This window comes from Streptantibioticus rubrisoli (genome assembly GCF_024436055.1).
Classification (GTDB): Bacteria; Actinomycetota; Actinomycetes; order Streptomycetales; family Streptomycetaceae; genus Streptantibioticus_A; species Streptantibioticus_A rubrisoli.
The window spans coordinates 13,853-40,317 of sequence record NZ_JANFNH010000060.1; the positions used below are offsets into that span (position 1 = coordinate 13,853).

A 26,465-nucleotide genomic window follows, 5' to 3' on the forward strand; every position below is an offset into this window, starting at 1 on the left:
CGTATGCCAACCACCGCCGGGTAGGGTCGCCGCCGGGGCGGACGGCGATCGAAGGGTGTGGCTTGGTGAGTACGACGACGGCTGCGCGCGGCGCGAACCGGACGAGGTGGCAGGCGCAGCCGCTACGGGTGGCACTGGCCGCCACGCCCCGGCGCCCGCTGATGTTCGCCACCGCTGTGCTCGCCGTGTCGCTCACCGCCTACGCCGGGCTGTGCCTGACGATGCGCTTCGAGATGGCCGACGCCATCGTCTACCGGGCCGAGGGGATGGCCGCCGCGACCGGGCGCGGCCTGTACGACCTGCGGGTCACCGAGTGGAACCTGCCCGCCACCTATCCGCCGTTCGCCGCGATTCTGTTCATCCCGACCGCGTGGCTGCCGCTCGACGTGCTGCGGCTCGGCGTCACCGAGGTCAACGTCGCCCTGCTGGGGCTGCTGGCCCACCTGTCCTTCCGGTTCGTGGACTGGCCGCGCCGGGTGGAGCTGCGGCCGGTCGCGATCATCATGGCGGTCGCGCTCGGGGTGTGGATCGAACCGGTCTTCCAGACCTTCGTCTTCGGCCAGATCAACCTCGCGCTGGCCTGCCTCGTCCTGTGGGACCTCTCGCGTCCGGACGGCGCGCGCGGCAAGGGCCTGGCGATCGGGGTCGCGGCCGGTATCAAGCTCACTCCGGCGCTGTTCGCCGTCTATCTGCTGCTGACCGGCCGGGTACGGGCGGCGGTCATGTCGGCCGCGTCCTTCGCCGGGACGGTGCTGGTCGGGTGGCTGGTGCTGCCGGGCGCCACCGTGGACTTCTGGACCCGGCGGATGTTCGAGACCGCGCGGGTCGGCAAGGTCTGGATCGTCGACAACCAGTCACTGCAGGGCCTGGTCGCCCGGCTGCTGCACACCCCGGATCCGGGTGTGTGGTGGACGGTACCGGCCGCGCTCACCGCGGTCGCCGGACTGCTGGTCGCGGTGCGCGCGGCGCGGCGCGGGCTGGAGACCTGGGGTGTGCTGTGCGCCGCGGTCACCGCGCTGCTGATCTCGCCGATCAGCTGGTCGCACCACTGGGTGTGGTGCGTACCGCTGATCGTCATGCTCGCCGCCGAGGCACGCCGGGTGCGCTGGCGGTGGGCGGCGTTCGCGGCGGTGGTCATCGGCTTCACGGCGCGCACGATGTGGATCGTCCACCTGCCGGGCGGCTATGTGCTGCACCTGCCGTGGTGGGCCCAACCCCTGGCGTCCCCCTACCCGTTGATGGGCCTGGCGTTCCTGGCGGTGGCGGCGGCACGCGCCCGGCGCGCCGCCGCCTAGACCCCGTCGACCTCGCCGGTGAGGATCTCGTCGGCGTCGGCGATGCGGTAGGCGTAGCCCTGTTCCGCCAGGAAGCGCTGGCGGTGCGCGGCGAAGTCCTGGTCGATGGTGTCGCGGGCGACCACCGAGTAGAAGTGCGCCTTGTGCCCGTCGGCCTTCGGCCGCAGCACCCGGCCGAGCCGCTGCGCCTCCTCCTGCCGGGAGCCGAAGGTGCCGGACACCTGGATGGCAACTGTGGCTTCCGGAAGGTCGATTGAGAAGTTCGCGACCTTGGAGACCACCAACACGCTGATCTCGCCCGCCCGGAACGCGTCGAACAGCTTCTCGCGCTGCGCGTTGGTCGTCTCGCCCTTGATCACCGGCGCGTCCAGGTGCTCGCCCAACTCGTCGAGCTGGTCGATGTACTGACCGATGACCAGCGTCTGCTGGCCCTTGTGCTGGGCCACCAGCGCCTCGATCACCCGCCGCTTGGTCGCGGTGGTCGCGCAGTACCGGTACTTCTCGTCGGCCTCCGCCGTGGCGTACGCCAGCCGCTCGGAGTCCGTCAGGTTCACCCGGACCTCGACGCAGTCGGCGGGCGCGATGTAGCCCTGCGCCTCGATCTCCTTCCACGGCGCGTCGTACCGCTTCGGCCCGATCAGCGAGAACACGTCCGACTCCCGGCCGTCCTCGCGCACCAGCGTCGCGGTCAGTCCCAGGCGGCGGCGTGCCTGGAGGTCGGCGGTGAACTTGAAGACCGGCGCGGGCAGCAGGTGCACCTCGTCGTAGACGATCAGGCCCCAGTCCCGCGAGTCGAACAACTCCAGGTGCGGGTAGATGCCCTTCCGCTTGGTGGTCAGCACCTGGTAGGTGGCGATGGTGACCGGCCGGATCTCCTTGCGGGTCCCGCTGTACTCGCCGATCTCGTCCTCGGTCAGCGAGGTGCGGCGCACCAGCTCGTGCTTCCACTGCCGTGCGGAGACCGTGTTGGTCACCAGGATCAGCGTGGTCGCCTTGGCCTGGGCCATCGCGCCCGCGCCCACCAGCGTCTTGCCCGCGCCGCACGGCAGCACGACCACCCCGGAGCCGCCGTGCCAGAAGCCCTGGACGGCCTGCTGCTGGTACGGGCGCAGCGCCCAGCCGTCCTCCCGCAGCTCGATGGGGTGCGCCTCGCCGTCCACGTACCCGGCGAGGTCCTCGGCGGGCCAGCCGAGCTTCAGCAGCACCTGCTTGATCTGCCCGCGCTCCGACGGGTGCACCACCACGGTGTCCTCGTCGATCCGGGCACCGACCAGCGGATGGATCTTCTTGGACCGCAGCACCTCGTGCAGCACCGGCCGGTCGCTGGTCTCCAGCACCAGCCCATGCGTGGGGTGCTTGACCAGCCGCAGCCGTCCGTACCGCGCCATCGTCTCGGCGACGTCGATCAGCAGCGCGTGCGGTACCGGATACCGCGAGTGCTTCACCAGCGCGTCCACGACCTGCTCTGCGTCGTGCCCGGCCGCCCGCGCGTTCCACAGCCCGAGCGGTGTGACCCGGTAGGTGTGGATGTGCTCCGGCGCCCGCTCCAACTCGGCGAACGGCGCGATCGCCCGACGGCACTCGTCCGCGCTCGGGTGGTCCACCTCCAGCAGCAGCGTCTTGTCGCTCTGGACGATCAGGCAGGACACACATACCTCCGTCGATAGGATCGCCTGGTGCCAAGTGAAACACCCGAAGCGTCTATTCCAGCCCGGCCTCTGCCCCGGGCTCGGCGCCGGAAGGGCGTCCCGGCCAGCGCGCCGGGGATGCGCGCAGCTATCTATGTTCGCCTATCGCGCGACACAGAGGAAAGCACTTCGCCGGAACGGCAGAGGGCAGCGTGCGAATCACTGTGCGAAGCACGCGGATGGAACGTGGTCGCGGTCGAGGAAGACATCGACGTTTCCGGCTTCTCACGCGGGCTGGATCGTCCGGGGCTTCAGCGGATCTTGGCCCGTCTCGCCGAGTTCGACGTGATCGTCTTCTTCAAGATCGACCGGCTGGCACGGTCAACTGTGGACTTCGCCGAGATCATGAGGCTTGCCGAAGCTCAGAGCGTGGCGCTCGCGTCGGCGACTGAGCCGCTGGACCTCACATCGTCCATGGGGCGTGCCATGGCGAAGGTGATCGCGGTCTTCGCCGAGCTGGAGTCCGACACGATAGGGATGCGCGTCTCCAGCGCGCATGAGCACCTCCGGCGGGAAGGGCGCTGGACGGGTGGCCGGGTGCCGTTCGGGTACCGGGTGGTCCCTAACCCGCGTGGGGCAGGGAAGGTGCTGGAGGTCAATCCCGATGAGGCCAAGACCGTCCAGAAGATCGTGAAGCGGGTCCTTGCTAAAGACTCGCTGATGAAGATCGCGGCGGACCTCAGCAAGTCGGATATCCCTTCTCCTGGCCACAGCTCGCGGCAGGGGACGGGAAAGCGCAGCGACTCCAAGCAGTGGTACACGAGTACGCTGCGTAGCCTGCTCACCAACCCGCAGCTTCTCGGCCAGGTCATCGAAGATGGCAAGCCGATCTTGCGTACGGACGGTCTGCCGCTGGTGAACCGCCCGCCGATTCTGGACATGGACACCTGGCACGCGTTGCAGGACGAGCTGAAGCGGCGGGAGCACCGTGGTGATCAGCGGCGTGAAGGAACTTCGCTGCTGCGCGGCATCCTGCACTGTGGGGTGTGCGGTTCCCGCATGTACACGTTCACGGCCAAGGGGCTCGTCCGGTACCGGTGCATCGGGAGGTTGAAGCATCGGCAGCGGACCGGCGAGCAGGGTGCGTGCTACGGGCCGTCTGTGGCGGGAGAGACGACCGAAGCGCATGTGATAGCCGAATTCCTGGGCAAGTACGGCAACCTCCCCGTTGTCCGCATGGTCGAGCGTGCAGGGGAGGACTTCCGGCCGCAGATCCGGCAGGCGGAGGAAGCCCTGAGCGATCTCCAAAAGGACCGCTACGACCGAGGACTGTTCAAGGGCGACGACGGTGCGCAGCGTTACGCGGCGCAGTACGCAGAGCTCGAAGAGCGGCTGGCGGGCCTCAAGGAGAAGCAGCGCACCGCGAAGCCTGCCGGGAAGGAGGCAGTTCCGACGGGCAAGACCCACGCGGAACTGTGGAAGACAGAGGACACGGTAGGAAAGAGGGATCTCCTGTTGAACGCTGGCGGGTACGTGGAAGTGGCCCCAGCCAAGCGCGGTGGCAAGAAGCTGGACACGTCGCGGTTGTCGGTGTACTTCGGCGAGCAAGGCCACATGCGTCGTGCTGCTGCTGATCGCAAAGACGCTCCGGCCGATGGAGCCTGACGAGGGCGCGGAAGTGTGAATGGGTGCAGCCCCTGCCGAACGATGATGTCGGCAGGGGCTGCACCGTTTCTGACGTGATGCTCAGGCGGCTTCTTGTTCCAGTTGTTCGAGCCATGGCCCGATCACCTTGACGACTGGCCGACAGTAGGACAACGAAACGCCGCCCCGTGCGGTGAACTCGACGCGCTCTAGCAACAACTCGCCAAGAACCTCCCCACCGATGGAAGCGAGGGACTGTCGGAGGTCGGAGACGCTCTCGGCGAGATCCCAAGACGCGGACTTCAAGGAGAACGCCCCCAAGCCGTAGTCTTCAGCGAGACGGAAAGCGATCTTCGTTTCCGGCTGTGGTGCGCGGTGCTGATCGCTGGTTGTCATACCTGCACTGACGGCACCGGGACCATCGATCACGATCCGCACGCTTGCTGATTGGGTATCCACCTCGAAGGCGTCCGCATCCGTCGTCCACCGCCTCTCAGGTAGACCGCCGAGAAGTTCAGCGACAACCACCGCGAGAGCCTTATTACGCGTCGTCACCCGCCAGCCCGACGCTGATACAGGCCCGGCCGCTGAAGTGCCTGAGGGATGGAAAGACCCCGCCAGTGGATGGGCGCGGTGGCTCATGGGCACACCTCCCCTTCGGACTTGAGCTGTAGGGCGTTGGTGCGGTTGTGGCGGACGGTTTCGGCGAGGAGTTCTTCGCCGGGGGTGTAGCCGGTGGTGAGGTATCGCCAGTCGGAGACGACGAGGGTTTCGGCCGGGTCGTGCGCCGGGTGCCCATTGCGGATGCGGGCTTGTTCGGCCGCGTGGGTGCGGCGCGCGTCTCGGAGTGCGCCGAGGGTGGTGGAGTAGCGGCGGGATTTGGTGGAGAAGTGGCCTCGGTGGCCGAGCATGTGTGCCCATTTCCATAGGTTGAGGTGGGCGAACTCGGGGTGTTGGCCGAGGTTCCAGCAGGTGCGGAGGAGTTGCCGGACGTGCCGGGTGACGGGGAGGGATGCGGGGAGTTCGGCGAGTCCGGTTCCGGTGCAGTGGGGGCATTGGGTGGGGTAGCCGGTGGGTGTGGTGGTGGCGCCGCGTCCGCGACAGGGAGTGCAGTACAGGGGGCGGTCGATGGTGCCGGAGTCTTCGGCGCCCTTGGTGGCGTATTTGGCGACGTAGGCGGCGACGCCTTGATCGGTCAGGGGTGCGTCGGTGTTGGCGGGGGCGATCTCGCGTACGTCGATCTGGGAGCCCCAGGTCACCTCCCGGTCCCCGATGGTGTCCGAGGCCACGGTGAGCCGGACACGAGTAGCCGCGGCGAAGATGGCGTCGGCCAGGAGTGCGGTGGTGGCCCAGGCGGGCGGGTGCTCGGTGCTGCCCTCGGGGCCATCCAGCCGGATCACGGCGTGGAAGTGGACCACGCCGCGTTTTTGGTATTCGGCGACCTTGGCGAACGACAGCCGGAGGTGACTGGCGAGGGCTCGCTGGGAGAGTCCGGCGCGGGCGGCGATCTCTCGGCGCAGGTAGGTGGTGAAGCGTGCCCACAGGGCGCCTGCGTGGGCGTTGAACAGGACCGATCCGCAGTAGTCGTAGGTGAGGGGATCGACCGGGGTTCCAAGTGCCGGGTCATCCTCGCTGTGCCAGGTGCCGCAGCGGCAGGGCCGTTGTAGTCCCGCGGGGGTGGTGGGCCGGTTGTGGACGGGGCCGAAGCTGGGCGCGGTGAGGGTGGCGAACACGCGCGGGTGAGTGGTGACGGTCTCGGGGACGGTCTTTCCGCCGACGAGTCCGGCGCGTATGAGGTGGTAGGTGTCGGCGGCGTAGACGCGTGAGCAGGTCGGGCAGCGTGAGGCGCGGCGGTTACCGCAGGCGAGCAGGAGTCGGCCGGTGGGCTCGTCGGCGGTGCGGTAGGAGTGCAGTACCTCCCGCCTGGTGGCGTCGTAGGTGGTGGTGTGGCCGACGAGGGCGATCGGGCGAGTGCAGCCGCCGAGGCGTTGGACCTGCTCGCGGGTGCGGTCGAAATCCGGGTGTGCGGCGAGTTCGAGCAGGTCCCGCACGGCGGGACTGACGATGTGACGAAGGTCGTGGGCGGTGTGCATGCGGAGGGAGTGCTTCCGTAAGGTTGGGCTGACCGCCCCGAGCAATGCGGGGGTACTGCTCGGGGCGGCCAGCCTCATGGGGTGGTCAGGGTGGTGCGGGTCGGCCGAGGTGGCCGGCGGGGGTCTCACCGGGGTACCTCCTGGTGGTGAACTGGCCGGTTTTCAGGCCGCCTTGACGAACTCCGGGCCACCCGAGCCGGGTAGGAGGGTGGCGGGGTCGCAGGTCAGGTGGGCGCTTTGTTCGGCGATCCGGGCGGCGTCGTCCGGTTCCACGTAGGGGGTGCGGACGCGGGTGAAGCCGACGCGGCCGGGCAGGGCCATGGACGCGACGCCGACATAGGCGGGGTCGCGAAGGCTGACCGGGCTGACGTCCGGCCAGTTGCGGATGTCGTCGCCCAGGGCGGCCACGGCGGCGTCAGCGGTGTTCTGCGCGAAGGACAGGTTCACCGGGCAGATATCGCGGATGAACGTGGGTAGGGCGTCGCCGGTGGCCTTCTGGGTGGCGAGGATGACCAGGATGCCCACGCTGCGGCCCTTCTTGACCAGGTGTTCCACGAGCCGGGCGTTCTCGTGCGCCAGCGCGGCCAGTTTCTTGGTCGCCGGGTCGCTGCCCTTGTGGTCACGGAAGTAGGTGTGTGCCTCGTCGATGACCAACACCACCAGCGGCCACGCCGGGGTGGGGCCGACCTTCCAGAAGTCGGTGGTGCCCAACGCCTTGCGGATGTGCGCGTACCGGCCGCGGTGCAGCTTCACCAGCTTGTGGAAGAGCCGGTTGGCCTCGGCCAGGTCGTCACCGACGAACGCGAACAGCCGGGAGGCGGTATCGGCGTAATCGCCTTCAGATGCGGCGGAGGCTTTGCCGTCGGCTACAGCGAACTGCACCGCATTGGAGGGTGCTAGGCGGCAGATCAGGCCGTTGATGAGCGAGGTCTTGCCGTAGCCGGGCAGGCCCGCCACCGTCACCCCCGGCACCTGCTTGAGCGGCAGCTTCACCGCAGTGGCGAACTCATCCGTCCCCACAGGCCATGTCCCCAAGTCCTTCGGCACCGTCCCGTCGGGGCGGTAGGCGGTCGTGGTGGCCAGTGGGTCGTAGCGCACCGCGCGAAGGGACAGCCAACCCGGCTGGTCCGGCAGAACTGAGATCCGGGGGCAGCGCCAGGTGTCGGCCAGATAGGGTGCGGCCTTTTGCAGTTCGGCCAGCCCGATGCCCGCAAGGGTGCGCATGCGCACGGTGACACCGGTGCGGTCCACGCGGGTGTGGATCTTGGGGACGAGTTCACGCACCTCGGGCTTGCGCCCGTCCTTGGTGGCGAGTTGCGCCGCTGTGGTGGGGGTGTGGTCCTTCACCGACAGACCGTGCATGGGGGCTTGCCGCTTCCAGGTCCGGCGGATGCGCCACTCAAGCCTCAAGCTGGCCCGCAACTCGTCATCGGCTCGCAGGTAGCGAACACTGGTGTGGACGAGCAGGCCGAGCAGGACCGCGGCGGCCAGCGCGGCCAGGGCAGCGGCGATGTGGGTGGGCGCGGTGGTGATGTCCGTCATCACTGGCCCTGCTCTTCCTGGTAGAGGAAGCCGCGCAGGACCTCGGCCAACTGGATCTGGTCGAGGTGGAGTTCGACCGGCGGGAAGCCGTGAATGGCCAGGACCACGCCGATGCCTGCGAGGAGGTCTCCGCTCAGCCGGTAGTCGTCTTTACGGCGGGGCGGCAGCGGGTAGACGCACTCGCCAGAGATCTCGATATCCGAGCGGCCAGGCCCGTTATAGAGGAAGTCCAGGACAGCGGCGGCCAGTTGAGCGCGATCACCCGGCAGGCAGACGGGCGGGAAGCCGTGGGCGGCGATCTGAGCCGCGATGCTCTCCAGCAGCCCCGGGGAAAGACGGGAGTCACCCTGCCTGCGGGGGAGGGGGTAGACGTGCTCGGTCAGGGGGGACAGGTTGCGCATGAGATGTTCCTTTGCGAGAGAAACAGGGGTGCGGCGGACCGCCCCGGAACAGGGGCAGGGCCGAGGGGGGCGGGGCGGACCGCCGCACCGAAAGGGGACAGGAAAGGGGTGGGGCTAGCGGCCCTGGTAGAGGAAGCGGTACAGGTGCATCCCCAAGGCAGCCTGATCCCGCAGGTCAGCGACCGGCGGATAGCCGTGCTGCTGGAGCACCAAGGCCACGTCAACGATCAGGCCGGGCGAGAACAGGTCGTCGCACTCCTCGGGCCAGGGCACCGGGTAGGCCGGATACAACGGACCGTCGCCGGGCAACGAGGCGGGCACGGGAGCAGGGGTGAAGGCAGTCACTTGGTGTTCTCCGTCTTCTGGTTCGGGTTCGGGTTCGCCGACTTCACCGCCGAAGCGGCCGGAGAGGCCGCAGAGGCCGCGGCCGAAGGGGCGGGGGCGGCGGGGGCGCTGCTGACCTCGATAGCGGTGGCGCGGTAGGCGATGCCCTCGGCCAACTGGCCGTTGTTGTTCACACGCGCCCACGGGGTGGCGACCAGCCCCACGGGACGCACATACGTACCAACCGCAAGGCCCTCCGGGACACCCGACTCGGGCACGGCCATCTTCACCACCTCGGCCTTGCCCTCGCTGGTCTGCAACACGCTGACAAGGAGCAGCAATTCGCCGGTGGTGTAGTCCGTGGCAGGCTCGCCCGTCTGCCCGTTGATCTTCGGTTCCGTCAAGAGCGCGAGCATGTAGACCTTGTTGCGGGTTGCTACGTCGATGGACTGCAAAGCAATTCCTTTCAAGAAGGCGCCCGTTTCACGCGAATTGGGCGCACGGGGCCAGCACCACAGCATGGAGCGGTTTTCGCTCAGCGCCAGGCGCGGCAGAAACAAAGAGGGGAAGAGATCCGGCGGTCACGCCGCCGTGTCGGGCACGTAAGGCCCGCAGCACTACACAACGTCTATCGAGTCAGGCGACTCCTTTCACGAGCAGTAGACAGGCGAGTTCAACCACCACCCCATGCCGGGCGGCAGCGACGGGGAGGAGATTAGGGCGGAATTCCGGTTGCACCAAACGACCAAGATCAATTACCGGGATGTCCGCACGAACGGCCTGGACCAGACAGCACGAGACAAGACACCAGGCAGGTCAGCGGTGCACGCCGGGTGGTTCCAAAACCGTAGGCCCAGATCGGCCGTTGACCAAAAAGTTCAGCGTGAGGTATCGGAATCCGACCCTTCAAGGGGCCGGAATCTGACCCCTCGGGGCGGAATCCGACCCCTCAGACCATCAGCCATCCCAGATCAAGCCCGACACCTCCGTCCACTCCAGTCGTAGCTCGGCACAACAAAGACAGCCCCCGCGTAGACGCCGAAGCGGCGGGAACACCATCAATGGATCCATACGAAGCCCGGTTTCGGTAACCGGGAAACCCGTGCTATGTTCCGCCGCGCACCAACCCAGGAGTCGCAGAAAAGGCGACACGCTTCCGCGTCAACTCGGCGTGAACCAAGGCACATTCATGGCGTTCGAGAACCAGCGGCATCTGTCGCTCATCGGCGCATCCGGCCCCGGGTCATCCAAGGAATCGGCGCATGGCGGTCCATCGCCCGCAGACGCGGGGAGCCGAAGGCAGCACGAAGCGCCGAAGACGCCGCACGCCATGACGCACAAGACGACGCCGGAAATGAGGCGTGCGTTCAAACCACCATTACTGAATCAAGGGCGGTCCGCTGACGCGGCCCGCCGCGCGCCGCCCCCGGCCGCCGCCCGCTCCTGTCTACGCCCCGCTCGCAACGGCCCGTGACTGGCGCGCGAAGAAGCACCAAGGGCCGAACGGAACCCGCACGCCAGCCCGAAGTACGCCCCAGACAGGCACCGCCCAAGACTCACCCCCACGGCGAAACAGCGCCTCTGCCAGCCAAGGCACCCTGCACCACGGGCCAGGACAGCCAGCGCAATTCCGCGGTGGCCCAAGCACGAAGGCCCCAGGCATCACGCGCCTCCGAGGGGATCTTTACGTGCGGCGCGTGACACCTGGCGCCAGAAGGGGCCGCTCCAGCCCCACCCCGTCCCCCGAGCACCATGACAGGGAGGCTCGGGGAACTGTCCACCAGGGTTTCAGGCGCATCAACGAGCCCACCCGCGGCGAGGACACGGCTCACCGCCGGTAGGTCGCGCCTGGGGAGAGCGACCCACCGCACCGGCCGCCCGTGCCCCCGCCGTGACGATCAGAGATGGAGTGGCCGGGACCGGCGGGGGTACAGGTGGCACACGCGCGCCTGATCGCTCGACGCACCCGCCATCGTGGCTCACTTTCCGTGGCTCAGGTCCGAACGGGCAACATCAGCAAACTGCCACAATGACGAAACCCCGCCCGGCAGTCACCGGACGGGGTTGTGTACGGGTGCGTGAGGCTCAGGCGGTCGGCAACTCCCCGCGCTTTACCGCGTCAACGAACGACACCCAGGAGGCAGCGGAGAAGGCCAAGGCAGGCCCTGCGGGATCCTTGCTGTCACGGACGGGGACAAGGCCGCGTACCGCGTAGTCCGGTGCCCATTCGATGCACTCACCGCCGTTGGATTGGCTGTACGTCGAGCTGCGCCAGTCGGCGCCGGTCAGGTCGTGGATCATGAGTACAAGTCCTTCGAAATGGAGTCGATCAACTGGACCGACTCATCCGGCGGTTGGGCCATGGCCTTGAGCAGATCATAGGCATCGTGGGCTGCGGTAACGTCGTCCGGCTCGGCTAGCACGTAACCCTTCGGGAAGCCATCGACGTGTACGACGTCCGCCCCCTCGTTGAAGGACAGGATCCCGAACGGGCTCTGAACTGGAGTGCGGTGCTGACCACCGTCCTTGATGATCTGGACCCGGTTTGATGGGACCTCGGCAAGCTCCCCCAGGCGCCCAAGCTGCTCGCGCATGATGGCTCTGTCGCCCACCATGTTCCGCAACACGGCTTCGTCAAGGACGAGCCACAGTCGTACAGGTTTCTCGCGGGCAAGGATGCGCTGGCGCTCCATCCGCAGAGTCACCAGGTCTTCCAAGTTCGTAGGACGGCCAGCCCGCAGCACCGCGCGTGCGTAGTTCTCCGTTTGCACGAGCCCCGGCAGCAGTACCGGGTGGAACATGCTGACAGCGACAGCCTTCCACTCCAGCTCGACGTACCGGCGAAACCACGGCGGGAAGGCAATACGGATCGCCAACGGCCACAACCGTGCGAATCGTCCGTTTGCGTGGGGGAACACCCGGTCACATGTCTCAGCGAACTCCAGTGATGGCACACGCTCACCGGTTTCGATCTTGGCGACCAGCGAGTAACCGCAATGAGCTTCCTTGCCCAACTCCTTGCGTGACATACCCAGACGCTCACGCTCTAACTGGACTTCGGACCCGAAGTGCCTAAGTGGCGAGGTGCCAGGGTCGTCAACCGGTTCGTTCTGATCTTCGACACTCACGCAAAGCCCCTAAAAACCTTGGACAGTTGAGGCTGTCCAAGCCTCGTGTCTGTTGAGCGTACGCGCGGAGGGCGACCCTTGGAGTACAGACGGTGATGGTCACCGGCAAGGCGTACTAAGGACCGACCTCATGACGGAGCTTCCCCCAACTGCCGCCCCTCGTAACGAGTTGCCGCAGCGAAAGCGGATAGCGCCGGGGCTGCTGCCGGATGAGGTGCGCGCGGCACAGCGTGAGCGGTGGGCACAGACGCCAGAGGAAGTCTGGTTCGGTCCGTGGACGCCGTTGCCGCCAGAGGTTCCGCGCGGGCCGTACAAGCGAGCAACCCGCGCCCTGGTGGCGGAAGTCGAAGAGGGGCTGAAGAGGGTGCTTGGTGATGACTAGCCACTCGACAGCCGCGGCGCTACGCACGCCGGACCTTGAGCCCGTGCCGGTGGACGGGTGTGACGTGTGTGGCGCCCTGGCCCGGCAGCGTGAAGCAGCTCGTTCTGCTGGGAGCCCGATCACCGTCCAGCAGTGCAGCAAGGAACTTGCCAACCATCCGCACAGAAAGGCCGACCGGGCATGAGAACGCGCAACCCCCTCGCGGCCCCGCCTCGGTACATCCGGCGCCCGCCTGTCTTCCGATCGTCGGACGAACTCAGGATCGGCATGCTCGTCTTCGATCGCGACTACGACATGCCCGGCAAGGTGCGGAAGGTGGACGGCAAGTTCATCGAGATCGAGCGCCCCACGGGCTACGTGTGGCGGCAGAACTATCTGCGGTTGCGCCGTGCCACCGAGCGGGAAGCGCGTCAGCTTGACGCCATCCGCCGGTTGCACGCTGTGCGACAGCGGGGCCTGTGAGAAGAGTTCCGGTTAATGATCTTGAACCAAGACGGGGTGTGCACCGCATGAGTAGGCCGATGTTCACGCGCAGGCCGAAGGGGGCGATGAAGCCCACCGCGGCCACCCGCAAGGACGATGCGAACGCAGGCAAGCAACATGCCCAGAAGCTAGACCTACTCGCCCGAATGCGTCAGCGAATCGCTGACAAGCCAACGGGCGGCTAGCCGTACGGACTCCCGCCCCTGCCGGATGGAACCGGACGACAACCCCCGGGTCTTCGGGATCCCGGCAGGGACGGGGCAAGACCCCGCCCGGCTGTCGAAAGCAGCCCCGGGTGGGTTCACAGGAACAAGGTCGGCCGAATCGTGTCTCGCCCGACCGAGCAACCGAAGATCACCCTTCCTCAGAACGTCCGACTACGAAGGGAAGACCACACGTGTCAGTGACCGTAGCCGCCCCGTGGGGAGTTCACCGGATGAAGCCGTTCCCGGCCAGTGCCGTTGTGCCGGAGACCCGCGTCGTGCTTGACCCCGAGACGCAGACCGGCCGATGGCTCGCCGAGGACGGCGCCACGCTCCCGGCATGGGACAGGCACAAGAAGTCCGAGACGTCGAAGGAGACGAAGACGGGGACCAGCCTGGACGGCAATAGCGATCAGGGCAGCGACCAACAGGGAGACAGCGACTGATGCGCGGGAGGGCCGCTGAGCCGTCCGTGCTCGTCATCACGTGCCTGGACGACGCCACCGCGGATGTGGTGATCGAGGAGCTGAACCGGCGCGGTGTACCCGTCGTGCGTCTCGACCCGGGCGACTTCCCGGAGCACGTTACGGCGAACGCCTCGTTCGATTGCTCAGGCATGGGCGGCACCATGCGGACCCAGACCCGTACCGTCGAACTCGGCGCGGTGCGGTCCGTCTACTGGCGTCGCCCGAGCCCGTACACAGCCGCACCCGACCTGGACGAGCAGGATGGGCGCTGGTGCGTGGACCAGGCCCGCTACGGGCTCGGCGGCATTCTGGCGGCCCTCCCCCACGCGCACTACGTCAATCACCCCTGGCGCAACCGCGATGCCGAGTACAAGCCCGCCCAACTCGCGACAGCGGCACGCTGCGGGCTCCACGTCCCGCCGACGCTGATCACCAACGATCCGGTCCAGGCCCGCCAGTTCGCCACCGAGTACGCGCCAGTGCTCTACAAGCCGCTGTGGAACAGCGACTACATCGGCCCTGACGAACGCGCCAGGACGGTATGGATCGAGGACGTGGCACCCCAGGCCATCGACGCCGGGGTGTCGCGAACAGCGCACCTGTTCCAGCAGCGCGTCAGGAAGACAGCCGATATCCGGATGACCGTCGTGGCCGATCAGCAGTTCGCCGTACGCATCGACGGATCGCCGGGCGTGGACTGGCGGCGCCACTACGACGCGCTGACCTACACCCCGATCGAGACACCGCCCGACGTCATCAAGGGAGTGCACGCCTACCTCGACGCCTTCGGGCTCATCTACGGGGCTTTCGACTTCGGATTAGGCGCCGATGGCCGATGGTGGCTCTACGAGTGCAACCCGAACGGGCAATGGGCCTGGTTTCCCGACGCGATCTGCCAGCCGATCACCACAGCCCTAGCCGACGAGCTACAGCACCCAGGAGAGCGAGCATGACGACCGATCCCGCAGCGCTGCGGCGCGCGCTTGCCGACCACATCGCGGAGAGCGGATCACTGACCGACCCCGCATGGCGGGCAGCCGTCGAGAACATTCCCCGGGAGATGTTCCTTGGCCCGGCCATCTTCCGACCCAACGGCACGGCCTGGGAACCGATGCGCCGCGACCAAGCGGACGAGGACGAATGGCTACGGCTGGCCTACCGCGACCAAACATGGGTGACGCAGGTCGAGGGCATCGACGCCGCCGCCGCGGACGCCCCCCTGTCCGGCAGCCCGACATCATCATCAACGCTGCCGTCCCTCGTCGTCCGGATGCTCGAAGTAGCGAACATCAGCGACACAGACAACGTGCTGGAGATCGGCACCGGCACCGGCTACTCAACTGCCATCATGTGCCACCGCCTCGGAGCCGAGCGCGTTACCTCCATCGAGTACGACCAGGGCGTAGCCGACCACGCCGCCGCCACTCTCCAACAGATCGGATACGCGCCGACCCTCGTGGTCGGAGACGGCCTCCATGGACACAAGCCGGGCGCCCCGTACGACGCCCTGGTAGCCACCTGCGCCGTGCGCACGATCCCCTTCTCCTGGATGGTTCAGGTCCGCGAGGGCGGAACCATCACCACCACTGTCAGCGGCTGGATGCTCGCCTCCGGGCTGGTACGCCTGACCCTGACCGAGGACGGCGGTGCGTCCGGCCGCTTCACCGGCGACCAGGTGTCCTACATGCTCGCCCGCCCACACGAGCGCCCACCCCACCCCGCCTACTTCCAGCACGACGGGACCGTACGCGAATGCCGCATCGACCCGAACGAGCTGGAGAGCTGGACCGGGCGGTTCCTAGCCCAGCTCGCCGCCCCCTCGGCGGAGCTGATGACCACCGGAGACGGAGTGATCCTTTGGGACGTCGCCACCGGTTCCCAGGCATGGACAGAACCCGCCGGAGACACGTGGACCGTGCACCAGCACGGGCCGCTTCAGCTCTGGGACCAGGTGGAGGACGCCATCGCCACCTGGCAGAAGGCCGGAGCACCCGACCAATCCGCTTTCGGCATGACAGTGACCCCCGACCACACACAGCACGTGTGGATCAACGATCCGGCCGGTCCTTCATGGCCTCTGCCGGTATGAATCCAGTGCTGCCGTTAGGCCGACGCCCCGAGGTTTGATCCCGGTCGTCCGTCTCTTCCATGGCGGACGGCTGGGAGCTCTCGCTGTGCTGGCAGGCCGGGCAGAGCTCGTGACGGCCTTCATCCGTGATCACGGTTCCCCACCCCAGGCACACGCTGCAATCACGGGCAAGGGTGGGGTCCGCATGGGGGGGAGGGGTGGTGTGGGCAACCACGCGGAACCTCCTCACCGGTGGGCGATGGGCAGGTCAGACGATCGGCTCTGCGTGAGCTGTTTTCATCTAAGCACCGCACCCTTGCGGAGCACATCACTTCAGGTGGACAGCCTCCCGCGCTGGCCCCGATCGTGCGCTACCTCCCGGCGCATGGGCGGGGGTCCCCGCTGCTGAGCTGCGGAAATGGTCGCCACTGGCCACTAGGTGGCTTAGTATGCGTATCGGACCTGATCGCTTGGACGATGAGAGGTCCGTTCAACGCCGTGGCCCTTCGGTCGTGGTACGGGGACAAGCTTCCAGTGTCGCGCATCGCGCGGGAAACCGGCCGGTCGTGCGTCAGTGGGCGTCCTCGGTGAGTTCGGCGACGCCGGTGATGCGGTGCAGGGCGTAGGTGCGGACCTCGTCGGTGGTGTGGTCGTACGCGGTGACGAAGCCGCCCTCGACCTTGACCGGTTCGATGACGCGCTGGCTGGCGGCGCCGTCGGCGTTGACGTAGCCGATCCACAGGGGTTCACCGGTGAGGACCGCGGCCTGCACGGTGGCCAGGGTCTCCGCCGACGTGGTGCGGGGCAGGACGGAGCCGTGCGGGGCCGGTTTGCGGGGGGCGGTGGCCGCGTGGTCGCCCGCGCGGATCGCCTTGACCGCGGCCGCCAGCAGCGTCCGGTCCGGGCGCGGCGGCCCGTCCGGCACCGGGACCGGCGCGGCGCGCGGCGGGGTGCGGCGGGCGTCGGCGCGGGTGATCAGCACGTCGCCCTCGGCGGACTCCGCGGCGGGCGCGAAGCCCATCGTGCGCAACCGTTCCAGCAGGGTCACCGGTTCGCACTGCGCGGCCAGCACGGTCGGCGCCAACCGCCGCAGGCCGAGCCCCGCGGCCCGGCGGTCGGCGAGGATCTCGGAGAGCACCGCGTCGTCGTCGCAGCGCACGTACGCCGAGGCGGCGCCGACCCGCAGCCGCCCGTGTCGACGGGCCACGTCGTCGATCAGGTAGCTGAGCGGTTGCGGCACCGGGGTGCGCGAGTGCGCGGCGAGGAAGGTGTGCAACTCGGCCGCGGTGCGCCCGGCGTCCAGCGCCCGCCGCACCGACTGAGGGGTGAACCGGTACACCGTCGCCCCGCCCTTGGACTCGACGTCGGCGAGCACCCCCAGCGTTTCGGCCAGCTCGGTGCGCAGCGGGCCGGGGGCGACTGCGGTCAGGTCGGCCTGCAGCAGCACGTGGTCCAGCGGCTCGGGCAGCAGCGGGGCCAGCCGGGACGCCGCCGTGTCCGGGGCGGTGAGCAGCTCACGGCCGTGCCCGGACAGCGCGCCGCGCCCGGTCACACCCAGCAACTCGGCTTCCTGGACGGTCCATTGGACGAGCCGCTCCCGCAACTCGTCCAGCGCCGCGCCGCCGCGCAGCGGCCGCTCCCAGCGCAGCCGGGCCAGCAGGTCCTGCGGCCGGGCGGAGGCACCGTCCGGGAGGTCGGCGAGCAGCTCCAGTGTCCGGCGGCGCACCCCGGGCGCCGCCGAGCGGTCCAGGTCGGGGCCGAGCGCGGCCAGCGTGCGGCCCTTGGCGTCCCGGCCGCCGACCAGGCCCGGGGTGCGGGTCGCCGCCAGCCATGCGGAGGCCAGCCGCGCCCAGCGGTCCTCGGTGGGCAGCCGCAGCCACTCGTCGTACCCGGGCGTCGGTGCGTACGCCTCGTCCACCTCGCCGTCGGACGCCACCAGGCCAGCGGCGTACGCGGTCTCCAACCAGAACGCGGCCAGCTCCTCGCTGGTGTCCAGCGCGGCCGCGGTGCGCTTGAGGTCGCGCACGCTCATGCCGCCCGCCCGCAGCACCAGGGGGCCGCCGGTGTCCCAGCCCTTGACCAGCTCCTCCACGGTGCGCACCGCCGTGAACGCCTCACCGGCGGCCGTGCCGTCCACCACCTCCGCGTCGTACCGCGCGCTCGGCGGCACCTCGGGCGGCAGCGGCTCGGGAGCCCGGTGCGCGCGTCCGCCGCGCAGCCGTAGCGCGGTCTCGCGGGGCAGTACCACGGTGTTCGGCCCGGCGGGCAGCAGGACACCGCGGGCCAGCAGCCACTGCACGGGGGTCTCGGCGGTGGCCGCCCGTACCGGTTGCGAGGCCTGTGCCACCTCGCCGTAGGGCGGCCCCCACTTGAGCTTGTCCAGCACCGCCCGCGCCCCCTCCGGGGCACCGGCCAGCAGCGCGGTGAGCCGCTCGCGGTCCGAGAACAGCTCCGTGAGCGCCGCGACCGCGCTCACCGGGTCGTGGGTGGCCGGCAGCCCGGCGTCGGCCACGATCTGCTGGAGGCGGCCCGGTGACATGCCCGCGGCGGCCTCCGCGACCGTCGGGCCCAGGCCGGTCGGCGAGGGGGCGGCGGGGGAGGGGGCGAGCAGGTCGCGGGCGGTGCGCACCAGCCGCAGCCGGTCGCCGCCGCCCCACACCAGCGCGTTCGTCCGCAACGTGGCCACCGCCGCGGGCAGCGCCTCGGCGATCTCCGGCGCGCCCTCGTCGCCGGTCATCAGCGCGCACAGGGTGTCGTACGGGCAGGGGTCGGCGGCGATCGCCAGCGCCTCGGCGGTCTGCAGCGCGAACCGGTCCAGGTGCTCCAGGGCGCGCACCACTGACGCCCGGGTGCCCGCCCGGGTGGCCAGTTGGGTGAGGTCGCCGGGAACCGGGTTGACCAGGTCGGGGCGGGCCAGCAGCAGGGCCGCCACGGCGTCGTCGCCCCGGGCGCGCAGATCCTCCGCGAGGGTGCGCGGGCCAGAACCCGCGCCGGACGCCTCGACACCGCTCGCCACGCGCACCTCCCGATTCCGCTCGGTGGTCATCGACCGTTTCCGGGGCCGGTCACCCAAACCCTAAGGCGGTCAGTCGTCCCACATTAGGGCCTGTTCCTCTGAGCTTGCTTGGTACCGACGACAGGGGCGGGTGGCGCTCGACTTATCCACAGTGCGCCCTGCGGCCCGCACCGACTCGGCGGTACGGTCAACGGGCCGGACAGTACAGCGGGTTGGGCGGTGAACTTCGATGGGCATCGAGAGCGACAAGCTCGTCTTCGACTATCTGAGCCGGGTCGGCGATCTTGCTCAGACCGCCATGGGCTCGGCGGACCGGATGAGACTCGTCGCCCGGCTGCGGGGCGACATCGAGCGCCAGCGCGGCGGCAGCGACAGTGAGGCCGTGGTGCGGCGGATCCTGGGCAAGCTGGGCACTCCGGACGAGGTGGTGCAGGCGGCCGCCCGGCAGAGCCCGGGCTCGGTGCGCACGCAGGAGCCGGTCGTCGCGGCGCCCGCCCCGAGCCGCAGCGAGACGGTCAGTCTGGACAAGTCCCCCGCGGCGGACTCGGCGGCCGACGAGTGGTGGCGGATGCCGCCCGATGCGCAGCGCGCGGAAGGCGGCGGGATACGCGGGCCGAGCACCAACGAGGTGCTGGCGGGGTGGTCCGGTGGACTGTTGCCGCCGGAGCCGGACGACGAGCCCGCGGCACCGGCCGAGGAGGTCGAGCCCGACACCGCCGAGGCCGCTGCTCCACGCCGCCGGTTCCGGTTCCGGCTGCGCCGGGCGGCGGCGTCCGGCGCGGGGGACGCGGCCGCGCGGCGGCGGCTGCCGGTCGGGCCCCTGGAACTGCTGGCGGCGCTGGCGCTGGTGGCCGGGGTGGTGCTGGGCAACTGGCTTGCGCTGGGCGCCGGTTGGCTGCTGGCGTACTCCACGCACGGCATCGCGCGCCGGGAGGCGAAGTTCGCCGCGCTGGGCGTGCCGGGGCTGGTCGTGCTGGGGGAGTTCGGCTGGCTGTGGGGGCGCACGGACGGGCGCTGGGGCGCGCCGCTTTCCGCCGACCGACTCGGTCAGGCGATCACCGCTGACTTTCCGGTGACGGTGAAGGTGGCCGCGCTGGGCACGGCGGCGTTTCTGCTGTGGCGCAGCGCGCGGCGTTGAGTGGTTGCGGCTCCGGCGGCCTTAAGGCCGCTCAGCGATGCCGCGGCACCCGCCGAGGTTGGGTGCTCGCCGTCGCGGCGGGGAGTGGTTACCGGAGAGTTCTCGTCGCGGCCACCCCCGGGCAGCGGGAGTGGCCGCCGCGCCCGACACAATGGCTGCCATGGCCTTGAACGCGATAACGGTCGGATTCGACCTCGACATGACCCTGATCGACTCCCGGCCGGGCATCAAGGCCGCCTACGACCAGCTCTCCCGTGAGACGGGCCGGTACATCGACTCGCGGTTGGCGGTCACCCGGCTCGGTCCGCCGCTTGACGTGGAGTTGGCGTACTGGTTCCCCGCCGACGAGATCCCCGACGCCACCGAGCGGTACCGGGCGCTCTACGTCGAGCACGCCATCGCGCCCACCCCGGCCATGCCCGGCGCCCGTGCCGCCATCGAGGCGGTACGTCGGGTCGGCGGCCGGGCCATCGTCGTCACGGCCAAGCACCAGCCCAACGCCGAACTGCACCTGAAGCACCTGGGCATCGAGCCCGACGCGCTGATCGGCTGGCTGTGGGCGGAAGCCAAGGCCGAGGCGCTGCGAGAGCACGGCGCGTCGGTCTACGTGGGCGATCACACCGGAGATGTGCGCGGCGCCCGTACGGCGGGCGCGCTGTCCGTCGCGGTGCCCACCGGCCCGTGCGACGCCGACGAGCTGCGCGCCGCGGGCGCCGATGTGCTGCTGGGCGATCTGACGGAGTTCCCCGCCTGGTTCCACGGCTACGCGGCGCGGGCCGCCGGACAGGTGGCGGGAGCGGGCGGATCCGACGACTAGCCGGCCGAAGCCTCGCGACAAGCGCTGTGCGCCGGAGGCCCTCAGCTGAGGGTGGTGGGCGACGGGCGGGTCTGACGCCGCTGCGCCAGCGCCGAACGCAGTAGCCCGGCCAGCGCCAGCAGGAAGCCGACGCCCATCAGCATGCACACCAGATAGGCGGCAGTCGGCAGCGGATGCGAGCCGGTGAACAGCGGCGCGATGGTGGCGAGTGTCGCGACCGCGCCAATGATGAACACGATCGCGCCGATCCGCACCAGCAGATCACCAGGCATACGGGTTTCACTAGTCACCTCACCAGGGTAGGTCGCGCTAGAGGCGCCGCGGGATCGGGGCCTGGGCGTCTTGTCACCCACCCGCGGACCATTAGCCTGGTGACAGGCGGGTCTTCAGGGGACCCGCTGCACTGCTATCCGGGCTACCCGGAGTCGGCGACGGCTCCTTTCCGGGCGGCGGTGTTCGAAACGGATTTTCTCCATCAGACGAGGACGAGGTCGGACGTGCCAACCGGCAAGGTCAAGTGGTTCAACAGCGAGAAGGGCTTCGGCTTTCTCTCCCGCGACGACGGCGGCGACGTCTTCGTGCACTCGTCCGTCCTCCCCGCCGGGGTGGACTCGCTCAAGCCCGGCCAGCGGGTGGAGTTCGGGGTCGTCGCCGGCCAGCGCGGCGACCAGGCGCTGTCGGTGACGGTGCTGGACCCGGCGCCCTCGGTGGCCGCCGCCCAACGCCGCAAGCCGGACGAACTGCTGCCGATCGTGCAGGACGTCACCACCCTGCTGGAGGAAGTGGCCCGCTCGCTGCAGCGCGGTCGCTACCCGGAGAAGAGCCACGGCCGCAAGATCGCGGGCGTACTGCGCGCGGTCGCCGACCAACTGGACGTCTGAGCGACCCGGCGTCGAAACGGCCGCCCGCCAACCGGCGGGCGGCCCACAGCGCTATGCCGGGAAGTCCAGCGCGTCAGTCCCGAGCGGCGGCACCAGCCCCCCGGCCGCCGCACGTGTGAGCAACCCGCGCACCGCCGCGTAACCGTCCTCGCCGAGGTCCTCGGTGAAGTCGTTCACGTACAGCCCGATGTGCTGCCGGGCGACCGACTCGTCCATCTCCTGCGCGTGCGCGAGCACGTAGCCTCGGGAGGCCGACGGATCGTCCCAGGCCATCCGTACCGAGGCGCGCGCGGCCCCGGCGATGCGGCGCAGCGTCGGTGCGCCCAGTGACCGCCTGGCGATGATCGCGCCGAGCGGGATCGGCAGCCCGGTGGTCTCCTCCCAGTGCTCGCCCATGTCGGCCAGGCAGCTCAGCCCGTAGCCCTGGTAGGTGAAGCGGGCCTCGTGGATCACCAGACCGGCGTCCACCCGGCCGTCCCGCACCGCGGGCATGATCTCGTGGAACGGCAGCACCTCGATCCGGCCGACGCCGCCCGGCACCTCGCTGGCCGTCCACAGCCGGAACAGCAGGTACGCGGTGGACCGTTCGCTGGGCACGGCCACCGTCTTCCCGGCCAGGTCCGCGGCCGAGCCCGGCTGGCGGGTCAGCACCAGCGGCCCGCAGCCGCGGCCGAGCGCACCGCCGCACGGCACCAGCGCGTACTCGTCGAGCACCCACGGCAGTACGGCGTAGGAGACCTTGAGCACGTCCAACTCGCCGCGCTCCGCCATCCCGTTGGTGATGTCGATGTCGGCGAACGTGACGTCGAGCGGCGGCGCGTCGGGCAGCAGACCGTGCGCCCAGGCGTGGAAGACGAAGGTGTCGTTGGGGCAGGGCGAGTAGGCGATCTTCAGCGGTTCAGCCATCGCTGGCGGCCTCCGATTCCAGTACGGGTACGAGTGCGCGGAAGGCCTCGGTCAGCGCGGCCAGCGCGTCACCGATCCGCCAGGCGGCGCGGTCCCGTGGACCCACCGTGTTCGACACCGTACGGATCTCCAGCACCGGCACCTGGTGCCCGGCCGCCGCCTCCGCCACGCCGAACCCCTCCATCGCCTCGGCCAGCGCGGTGGGGTGACGGTCCGCCAGCTGCGCCGCGCTCCCGGCGGTTCCGGTGACGGTGGAGACGGTCAGCACGGTGCCGTACCCGGCGCCGAGCGCGTCGGCCACGGTGCGGGAGAGCCGGGCGGGCGGCAGATGGCGGGCGGTGCCGAAGCCCAACTCGGTGACGGGGACGAACCCTTCGGCGGTCTGGGCGCCGAGGTCGGCGGCGACGATCGCGTCCGCGACCACGGTCGACCCGACGGGCGCCGCGGGCTGGAACCCGCCGCCGATGCCCGCCGAGACCACCAGGTCGTACGGCTCCCCGGCGAGCTCCGCCGCGGTCAGCGCGGTCGCGGTCCCGGCGGCGGCGGCCGCCTGGCCCACCCCGGCGTCCAGCAGATCCACCCGGCCGGCGCCGTGCGCGCCGAACCGGGCCATGGCCAGTCGCAGCAACGAGTAGCCGCCGGGCAGCGGACGTTGCAGCCCGACGTTGGCGTCACCCGTGGGCCGCGCCTGGTTCGCGGCGTGCAGCCCGCGGGCGGCGGCGTCGCGCTCCGCCGGCACCGCGGTCACCACGAGCAGCCGCACGGCGTCAGTCCGCCAGCTCCAGCTTGACGTTCCACACCCCGGCGGCGCCGCCCTTGCCGGAGACCTGCACGATGCTCAGGTTCGCGGTCTTGGAGCTCTGGCCGGTCTGCTGGTCGACGAACAGGGTGCTGGGGTTGGCGAAGGTGTAGTACGTCTGGTTCTTCAGGATGTCGCTCTTTTGGCCCGTGGCGGTCAGCACGACCCAGCCCTTGTCGGCGATGGCCGGGTCCACCCCGATATGCACCTTGTCCGAGGCGTGCACCGTGATGGTCTGCTCGGGCGCCTTGTTCAGGCAGGAGGACAGGTCGCTCAGCGCCTTACCGCCGTTGTAGCAGGACGCTTCCGTGTGCGCGGAGGTCGAGCCGACGGTGACGGTCGCCAGCGGGGTCGGCTTAGTGCAGGCGGAAAGGGCGAACAACCCAAGGGCAACCGCCCCCACGGCGGCGGCACTGCGGCGAATGGTCATGACGCTGAGGCTACCGGGCGCCCTGGTTCACGCCGCGCGGGGGTGCGGCGTGCCGCGTCTGGCCGCCGCCAGCAGGCCGCGTACCGTCGCCGCCGCGGCCACCGCGACCAGCCCGGCGCCCACCGCCAGACCCAGCACCCCGTTCAGCGGCAGCACGATCCCGAGCCCGCCGCCGAGTACCCACGCCAACTGAAGCACCGTCTCGGAACGGGCGAACGCCGAGGTGCGCACCTCCTCCGGGACGTCCCGCTGGATCAGCGCGTCCAGCGACAACTTGCCGAGCGCCTGGGTCAGTCCGGTGGTCGCCGCCGCGAGGGTCACCGCCACCGCTCCGTAGCCGATCGCGGCGAACACCAGCATGCCGAGAGCCACCAACAGCACCGTCGTGATGATCACCTCCGGCGCCCGGGTGCGCAGCCACGCGCCGAGCACATTTCCCAGGGCGTTGCCACCGCCCGCCGCCACCGCCACCACACCCAGCGCGAGCGCCGGGCTCAGCCCGCCGGGCGGATGCTCGCGCAGCACGAACGCCAGGAAGAACGTGAGCAGCCCGGACAGCCCGCGCAGCGCGCAGTTCGCCCGCAGCGCGTACAGCACCGACGCGCCCACGGTACGCAGCCCCGGGCGCGGCACCGGCTTTCCGGACGCGAGCTCCTCACGGTGCAGCGAGGCCCTGTGCTCGCCCTTGGCCGAGTCCACGTGCGACGGCAGCGAAAAGCACCAGAACGCACCGGCCGAGAAGATCACCAGCGCCCCGTACAGCGGCCAGGCCGGACCGATCAGATGCAGCAGCGCGCCGAACGGCGCGGCGAGCGCGGTCGCCAGCAGCCCGGAGAGCGTCATCCGGGAGTTCGCCTTGACCAACGAGATCCGCGGCGGCAGCAGCCGCGGTACGACGGCGCTGCGCACCACACCGTTCGCCTTGGACGCCACCAGCACGCCGAGCGCCGCCGGATACAGCCCGAGCCCCGCGCTCGACACCACCGAGGCCATCGCCCACGCCAGCACCGCGCGGGCCAGCATCGAACCGGCCATCGCCGCGCGGCGGCCGTGCGGGATGGAGTCCAGCAGCGGCCCGATCACCGGGGCGAGCAGGGTGAACGGCGCCATGGTGACCAGCAGGTACAGCGCCACCCGGCCGCGCGCCTGGCCGGTCGGCGCGGAGAAGAACACGGTGCTGGCGAGCGCAATCGTGATCATCATGTCGCCCGCGGAGCTGACCGCCTGCAACTCCAGCAGCTTCGCCAGCCCGGTCTCGCCCGCACCCTGTGCGTGCGTCACCTTCCGCACCGCCGACCGCGCACCGCGCCCCACCCGCACCACCGCGGACGCGACGGCCCGGCCGAGCCGACGCATCGTCCCGGCCGTGCTGCGGCGTAGGGCACCCACGAACTGCATCCTGCCCCCAATACCGGCCCCGCATTGGCGGTTCTGGCCACCGTCCACCGGATGTCCCCGCTGACGGCGGTACGGCGGGTCGCGCACGGCGGGCGGCGACGCGCCGCCGGGCGCCGTGCCGAGCGGGTCGGACGCACCCCTGACTTCCCGCCGGGAGCGCGGACGGGTAGCGTGCCCCACGCGCCGTCACCGGCACTTCCTCGCCGCGCGCTGCCGACCGATCCCGCAGAATGGGAACCAAGTCGGTGCGCCCGAGGACGGATGGGCGGACGTCGACGCGGTCCCCAGGTCCGCTCCGTCCCGCTCGCCCTTCGGTCGGCGCACCCGTGAGACGGCGTAGGAGAGAATCGATTCTTGTGAGTGCTGCGATGCGAAGCCGGACACCGGACCGCCTGTGCGCCGAGGCGGTTGACCTCGCCCGCGCGGCGGCCGAGGAACTCGCCGGGGCGGAGGTTGTCGGCGAGCACCTCGGGGCCGTGGCCGAGGGGGACCGCGTCGTCACGCACTCCTTCGCCTGCCAGGACCCCGCGTACCGCGGCTGGCGGTGGGCGGTCACGGTGGCCCGCGCCTCCCGCGCCAAGGTCGTCACGCTCGATGAGACGGCGCTGCTGCCCGACGCGGACGCGCTGCTGGCCCCCGAATGGGTGCCGTGGAGCGAGCGGCTGCGCCCCGGCGACCTCGGCCCCGGCGACCTGCTGCCGACCGAGGCGGACGACCTGCGGCTGGAACCCGGCTGGCTGGCCGCCGAGGAGGCGCCGGTGGACTCCGCGGTCTCGCCGGTCGCCGAGGACCTCGCGGAACTGGCGGAGGCCGAGGACGCGGATGTGACGGCCACCGCGCCCGCCGCCCTGCCGACCACCCCGGCGCGCGGCAGCCTCGCGGCCGTCGCCGAGGAACTGGGCCTGCGGCGCGCGCGGGTGCTCTCGCGGTACGGGCTGCACGTCGCCGCCGACCGCTGGGAGGAGTCGTACGGCCCGAAGACCCCGATGGCCCAGGCCGCGCCCGCGCAGTGCGTCAGCTGCGGGTTCCTGGTGCCGATCGCGGGCTCACTGCGGCAGGCGTTCGGCATCTGCGCCAACGAGTTCAGCCCCGCCGACGGTCACGTGGTCTCCCTCGCCTTCGGCTGCGGCGGCCACTCGGAGGCGGCGGTCATGCCACGTCCGCCCCGCCCGGCCCCTCCGGTCCTGGACGAGATGAACGCCGAGCCCCTGCCCCTCCACCCCGCCCGCCCCTCCGGCTCGGTGGAGCCCGAGGGCCCCACGGAGGAACTGGGCCACTCCTAGTCTTCGGCGGTTCCGGTCTGATCGGCACCGCACCGCCCTGAAACCAGAGCCCCCAGCGGAGGGCTACGGGGCGCGGCCCCGAGAATGGCATCCCGCCGGAGCACAGCCTCGAAGCGAGGCGCACCTCCCCCAACGGGGT

25 protein-coding genes are annotated in these 26,465 nt (G+C 70.2%); 10 read left to right on the top strand and 15 right to left on the bottom strand.

The features are described 5' to 3' along the window. The first annotated feature begins 65 nt into the window (after nt 1-65). On the top strand, nt 66-1,295 hold the full coding sequence (locus NON19_RS30615; RefSeq protein ID WP_372514356.1) for a glycosyltransferase 87 family protein: 1,230 nt from the start codon (nt 66-68) through the stop codon (nt 1,293-1,295). Here NON19_RS30615 and NON19_RS30620 read toward each other — a convergent pair. Next, the gene (locus NON19_RS30620; protein WP_255932435.1) at nt 1,292-2,944 is read right to left on the bottom strand and encodes a DNA repair helicase XPB; all 1,653 of its coding nucleotides are present in this window, start codon (nt 2,942-2,944) and stop codon (nt 1,292-1,294) included. The genes NON19_RS30615 and NON19_RS30620 overlap by 4 nt on opposite strands. Before the next feature lie 117 nt (nt 2,945-3,061). On the opposite strand from NON19_RS30620, the gene NON19_RS30625 reads away from it, so the two are divergent. Then, entirely contained in the window at nt 3,062-4,588 is a 1,527-nt protein-coding gene (locus NON19_RS30625; protein WP_255932436.1) for a recombinase family protein, read from the top strand. A gap of 81 nt (nt 4,589-4,669) precedes the next feature. Here the strand turns inward: NON19_RS30625 and NON19_RS30630 are convergent, their stop codons facing one another. From NON19_RS30630 to NON19_RS30665, 8 genes are all read right to left on the bottom strand, one after another. Continuing rightward, nucleotides 4,670-5,209, bottom strand: coding sequence for a hypothetical protein (locus NON19_RS30630; protein WP_255932437.1), 540 nt, complete (start codon nt 5,207-5,209; stop codon nt 4,670-4,672). Continuing rightward, on the bottom strand, nt 5,206-6,660 hold the full coding sequence (locus NON19_RS30635) for a replication initiator (protein ID WP_255932438.1): 1,455 nt from the start codon (nt 6,658-6,660) through the stop codon (nt 5,206-5,208). The genes NON19_RS30630 and NON19_RS30635 overlap by 4 nt, the downstream gene beginning before the upstream one ends. Before the next feature lie 162 nt (nt 6,661-6,822). Then, the gene (locus NON19_RS30640) at nt 6,823-8,202 is read right to left on the bottom strand and encodes an FtsK/SpoIIIE domain-containing protein (RefSeq protein WP_255932439.1); all 1,380 of its coding nucleotides are present in this window, start codon (nt 8,200-8,202) and stop codon (nt 6,823-6,825) included. Continuing rightward, nucleotides 8,202-8,603: a hypothetical protein gene (locus NON19_RS30645; RefSeq protein WP_255932440.1), complete on the bottom strand. Its 402-nt coding sequence runs from the start codon at nt 8,601-8,603 to the stop codon at nt 8,202-8,204. The genes NON19_RS30640 and NON19_RS30645 overlap by 1 nt, the downstream gene beginning before the upstream one ends. A gap of 114 nt (nt 8,604-8,717) precedes the next feature. Next, nucleotides 8,718-8,948 (bottom strand): hypothetical protein, encoded by a 231-nt coding sequence (locus tag NON19_RS30650; RefSeq protein ID WP_255932441.1) that lies wholly within the window; start codon nt 8,946-8,948, stop codon nt 8,718-8,720. Next, nucleotides 8,945-9,487, bottom strand: coding sequence for a hypothetical protein (locus NON19_RS30655; protein WP_255932442.1), 543 nt, complete (start codon nt 9,485-9,487; stop codon nt 8,945-8,947). Before NON19_RS30655 ends, NON19_RS30650 begins: the two co-directional genes overlap by 4 nt. 1,525 nt (nt 9,488-11,012) lie before the next feature. Continuing rightward, a complete protein-coding gene (locus tag NON19_RS30660) occupies nt 11,013-11,228 on the bottom strand; it encodes a DUF397 domain-containing protein (protein WP_255932443.1) in 216 nt (71 codons plus the stop codon). After that, nucleotides 11,225-12,055, bottom strand: coding sequence for a helix-turn-helix domain-containing protein (locus tag NON19_RS30665; protein WP_255932444.1), 831 nt, complete (start codon nt 12,053-12,055; stop codon nt 11,225-11,227). Before NON19_RS30665 ends, NON19_RS30660 begins: the two co-directional genes overlap by 4 nt. 649 nt (nt 12,056-12,704) lie before the next feature. Between NON19_RS30665 and NON19_RS30670 the strand changes: the two genes are divergently transcribed. The 4 genes from NON19_RS30670 to tgmC all read left to right on the top strand — a co-directional run bounded on the left by NON19_RS30670 (nt 12,705) and on the right by tgmC (nt 15,679). Beyond that, on the top strand, nt 12,705-12,899 hold the full coding sequence (locus NON19_RS30670; protein WP_255932446.1) for a hypothetical protein: 195 nt from the start codon (nt 12,705-12,707) through the stop codon (nt 12,897-12,899). Nucleotides 12,900-13,317: 418 nt separating this feature from the next. Continuing rightward, nucleotides 13,318-13,569 (top strand): putative ATP-grasp-modified RiPP, encoded by a 252-nt coding sequence (gene tgmA / locus NON19_RS30675; protein WP_255932447.1) that lies wholly within the window; start codon nt 13,318-13,320, stop codon nt 13,567-13,569. After that, nucleotides 13,569-14,543, top strand: a complete 975-nt coding sequence (tgmB, locus tag NON19_RS30680; RefSeq protein WP_255932448.1) for an ATP-grasp ribosomal peptide maturase — start codon at nt 13,569-13,571, stop codon at nt 14,541-14,543. Before tgmA ends, tgmB begins: the two co-directional genes overlap by 1 nt. Beyond that, a complete protein-coding gene (gene tgmC, locus NON19_RS30685; protein WP_255932449.1) occupies nt 14,540-15,679 on the top strand; it encodes an ATP-grasp peptide maturase system methyltransferase in 1,140 nt (379 codons plus the stop codon). The genes tgmB and tgmC overlap by 4 nt, the downstream gene beginning before the upstream one ends. Nucleotides 15,680-16,229: 550 nt before the next feature. Here tgmC and NON19_RS30690 read toward each other — a convergent pair. Next, nucleotides 16,230-18,704 (bottom strand): helicase C-terminal domain-containing protein, encoded by a 2,475-nt coding sequence (locus NON19_RS30690; protein WP_255932450.1) that lies wholly within the window; start codon nt 18,702-18,704, stop codon nt 16,230-16,232. 199 nt (nt 18,705-18,903) lie between these two features. On the opposite strand from NON19_RS30690, the gene NON19_RS30695 reads away from it, so the two are divergent. Then, on the top strand, nt 18,904-19,812 hold the full coding sequence (locus NON19_RS30695) for a hypothetical protein (protein WP_255932451.1): 909 nt from the start codon (nt 18,904-18,906) through the stop codon (nt 19,810-19,812). 151 nt (nt 19,813-19,963) lie between these two features. Further along, nucleotides 19,964-20,629 carry an HAD family hydrolase gene (locus NON19_RS30700; RefSeq protein ID WP_255932452.1) on the top strand — a complete coding sequence of 222 codons (666 nt, stop codon included), beginning with the start codon at nt 19,964-19,966 and terminating at the stop codon, nt 20,627-20,629. Between the two features lie 41 nt (nt 20,630-20,670). On the opposite strand, the gene NON19_RS30705 is transcribed toward NON19_RS30700, so the two are convergent. Continuing rightward, entirely contained in the window at nt 20,671-20,901 is a 231-nt protein-coding gene (locus NON19_RS30705; protein ID WP_255932463.1) for a hypothetical protein, read from the bottom strand. A gap of 225 nt (nt 20,902-21,126) precedes the next feature. Between NON19_RS30705 and NON19_RS33250 the strand changes: the two genes are divergently transcribed. Continuing rightward, on the top strand, nt 21,127-21,510 hold the full coding sequence (locus NON19_RS33250) for a cold-shock protein (protein WP_308213762.1): 384 nt from the start codon (nt 21,127-21,129) through the stop codon (nt 21,508-21,510). 51 nt (nt 21,511-21,561) lie between these two features. On the opposite strand, the gene NON19_RS30715 is transcribed toward NON19_RS33250, so the two are convergent. The 4 genes from NON19_RS30715 to NON19_RS30730 are packed head-to-tail and all read right to left on the bottom strand — an operon-like array spanning nt 21,562 to nt 25,043. Then, the gene (locus NON19_RS30715) at nt 21,562-22,416 is read right to left on the bottom strand and encodes a 1,4-dihydroxy-6-naphtoate synthase (protein ID WP_255932453.1); all 855 of its coding nucleotides are present in this window, start codon (nt 22,414-22,416) and stop codon (nt 21,562-21,564) included. After that, nucleotides 22,409-23,179 carry a futalosine hydrolase gene (locus tag NON19_RS30720; protein ID WP_255932454.1) on the bottom strand — a complete coding sequence of 257 codons (771 nt, stop codon included), beginning with the start codon at nt 23,177-23,179 and terminating at the stop codon, nt 22,409-22,411. The genes NON19_RS30715 and NON19_RS30720 overlap by 8 nt, the downstream gene beginning before the upstream one ends. A gap of 4 nt (nt 23,180-23,183) precedes the next feature. Then, complete coding sequence (locus tag NON19_RS30725; protein ID WP_255932456.1) at nt 23,184-23,645, bottom strand: hypothetical protein; 462 nt, start codon at nt 23,643-23,645, stop codon at nt 23,184-23,186. A 27-nt stretch (nt 23,646-23,672) separates the two neighbouring features. Next, nucleotides 23,673-25,043 (bottom strand): MFS transporter, encoded by a 1,371-nt coding sequence (locus NON19_RS30730; protein ID WP_255932457.1) that lies wholly within the window; start codon nt 25,041-25,043, stop codon nt 23,673-23,675. Nucleotides 25,044-25,411: 368 nt separating this feature from the next. On the opposite strand from NON19_RS30730, the gene NON19_RS30735 reads away from it, so the two are divergent. Continuing rightward, nucleotides 25,412-26,326 (top strand): DUF3027 domain-containing protein, encoded by a 915-nt coding sequence (locus tag NON19_RS30735; protein ID WP_255932459.1) that lies wholly within the window; start codon nt 25,412-25,414, stop codon nt 26,324-26,326. Nucleotides 26,327-26,465 lie beyond the last annotated feature (139 nt).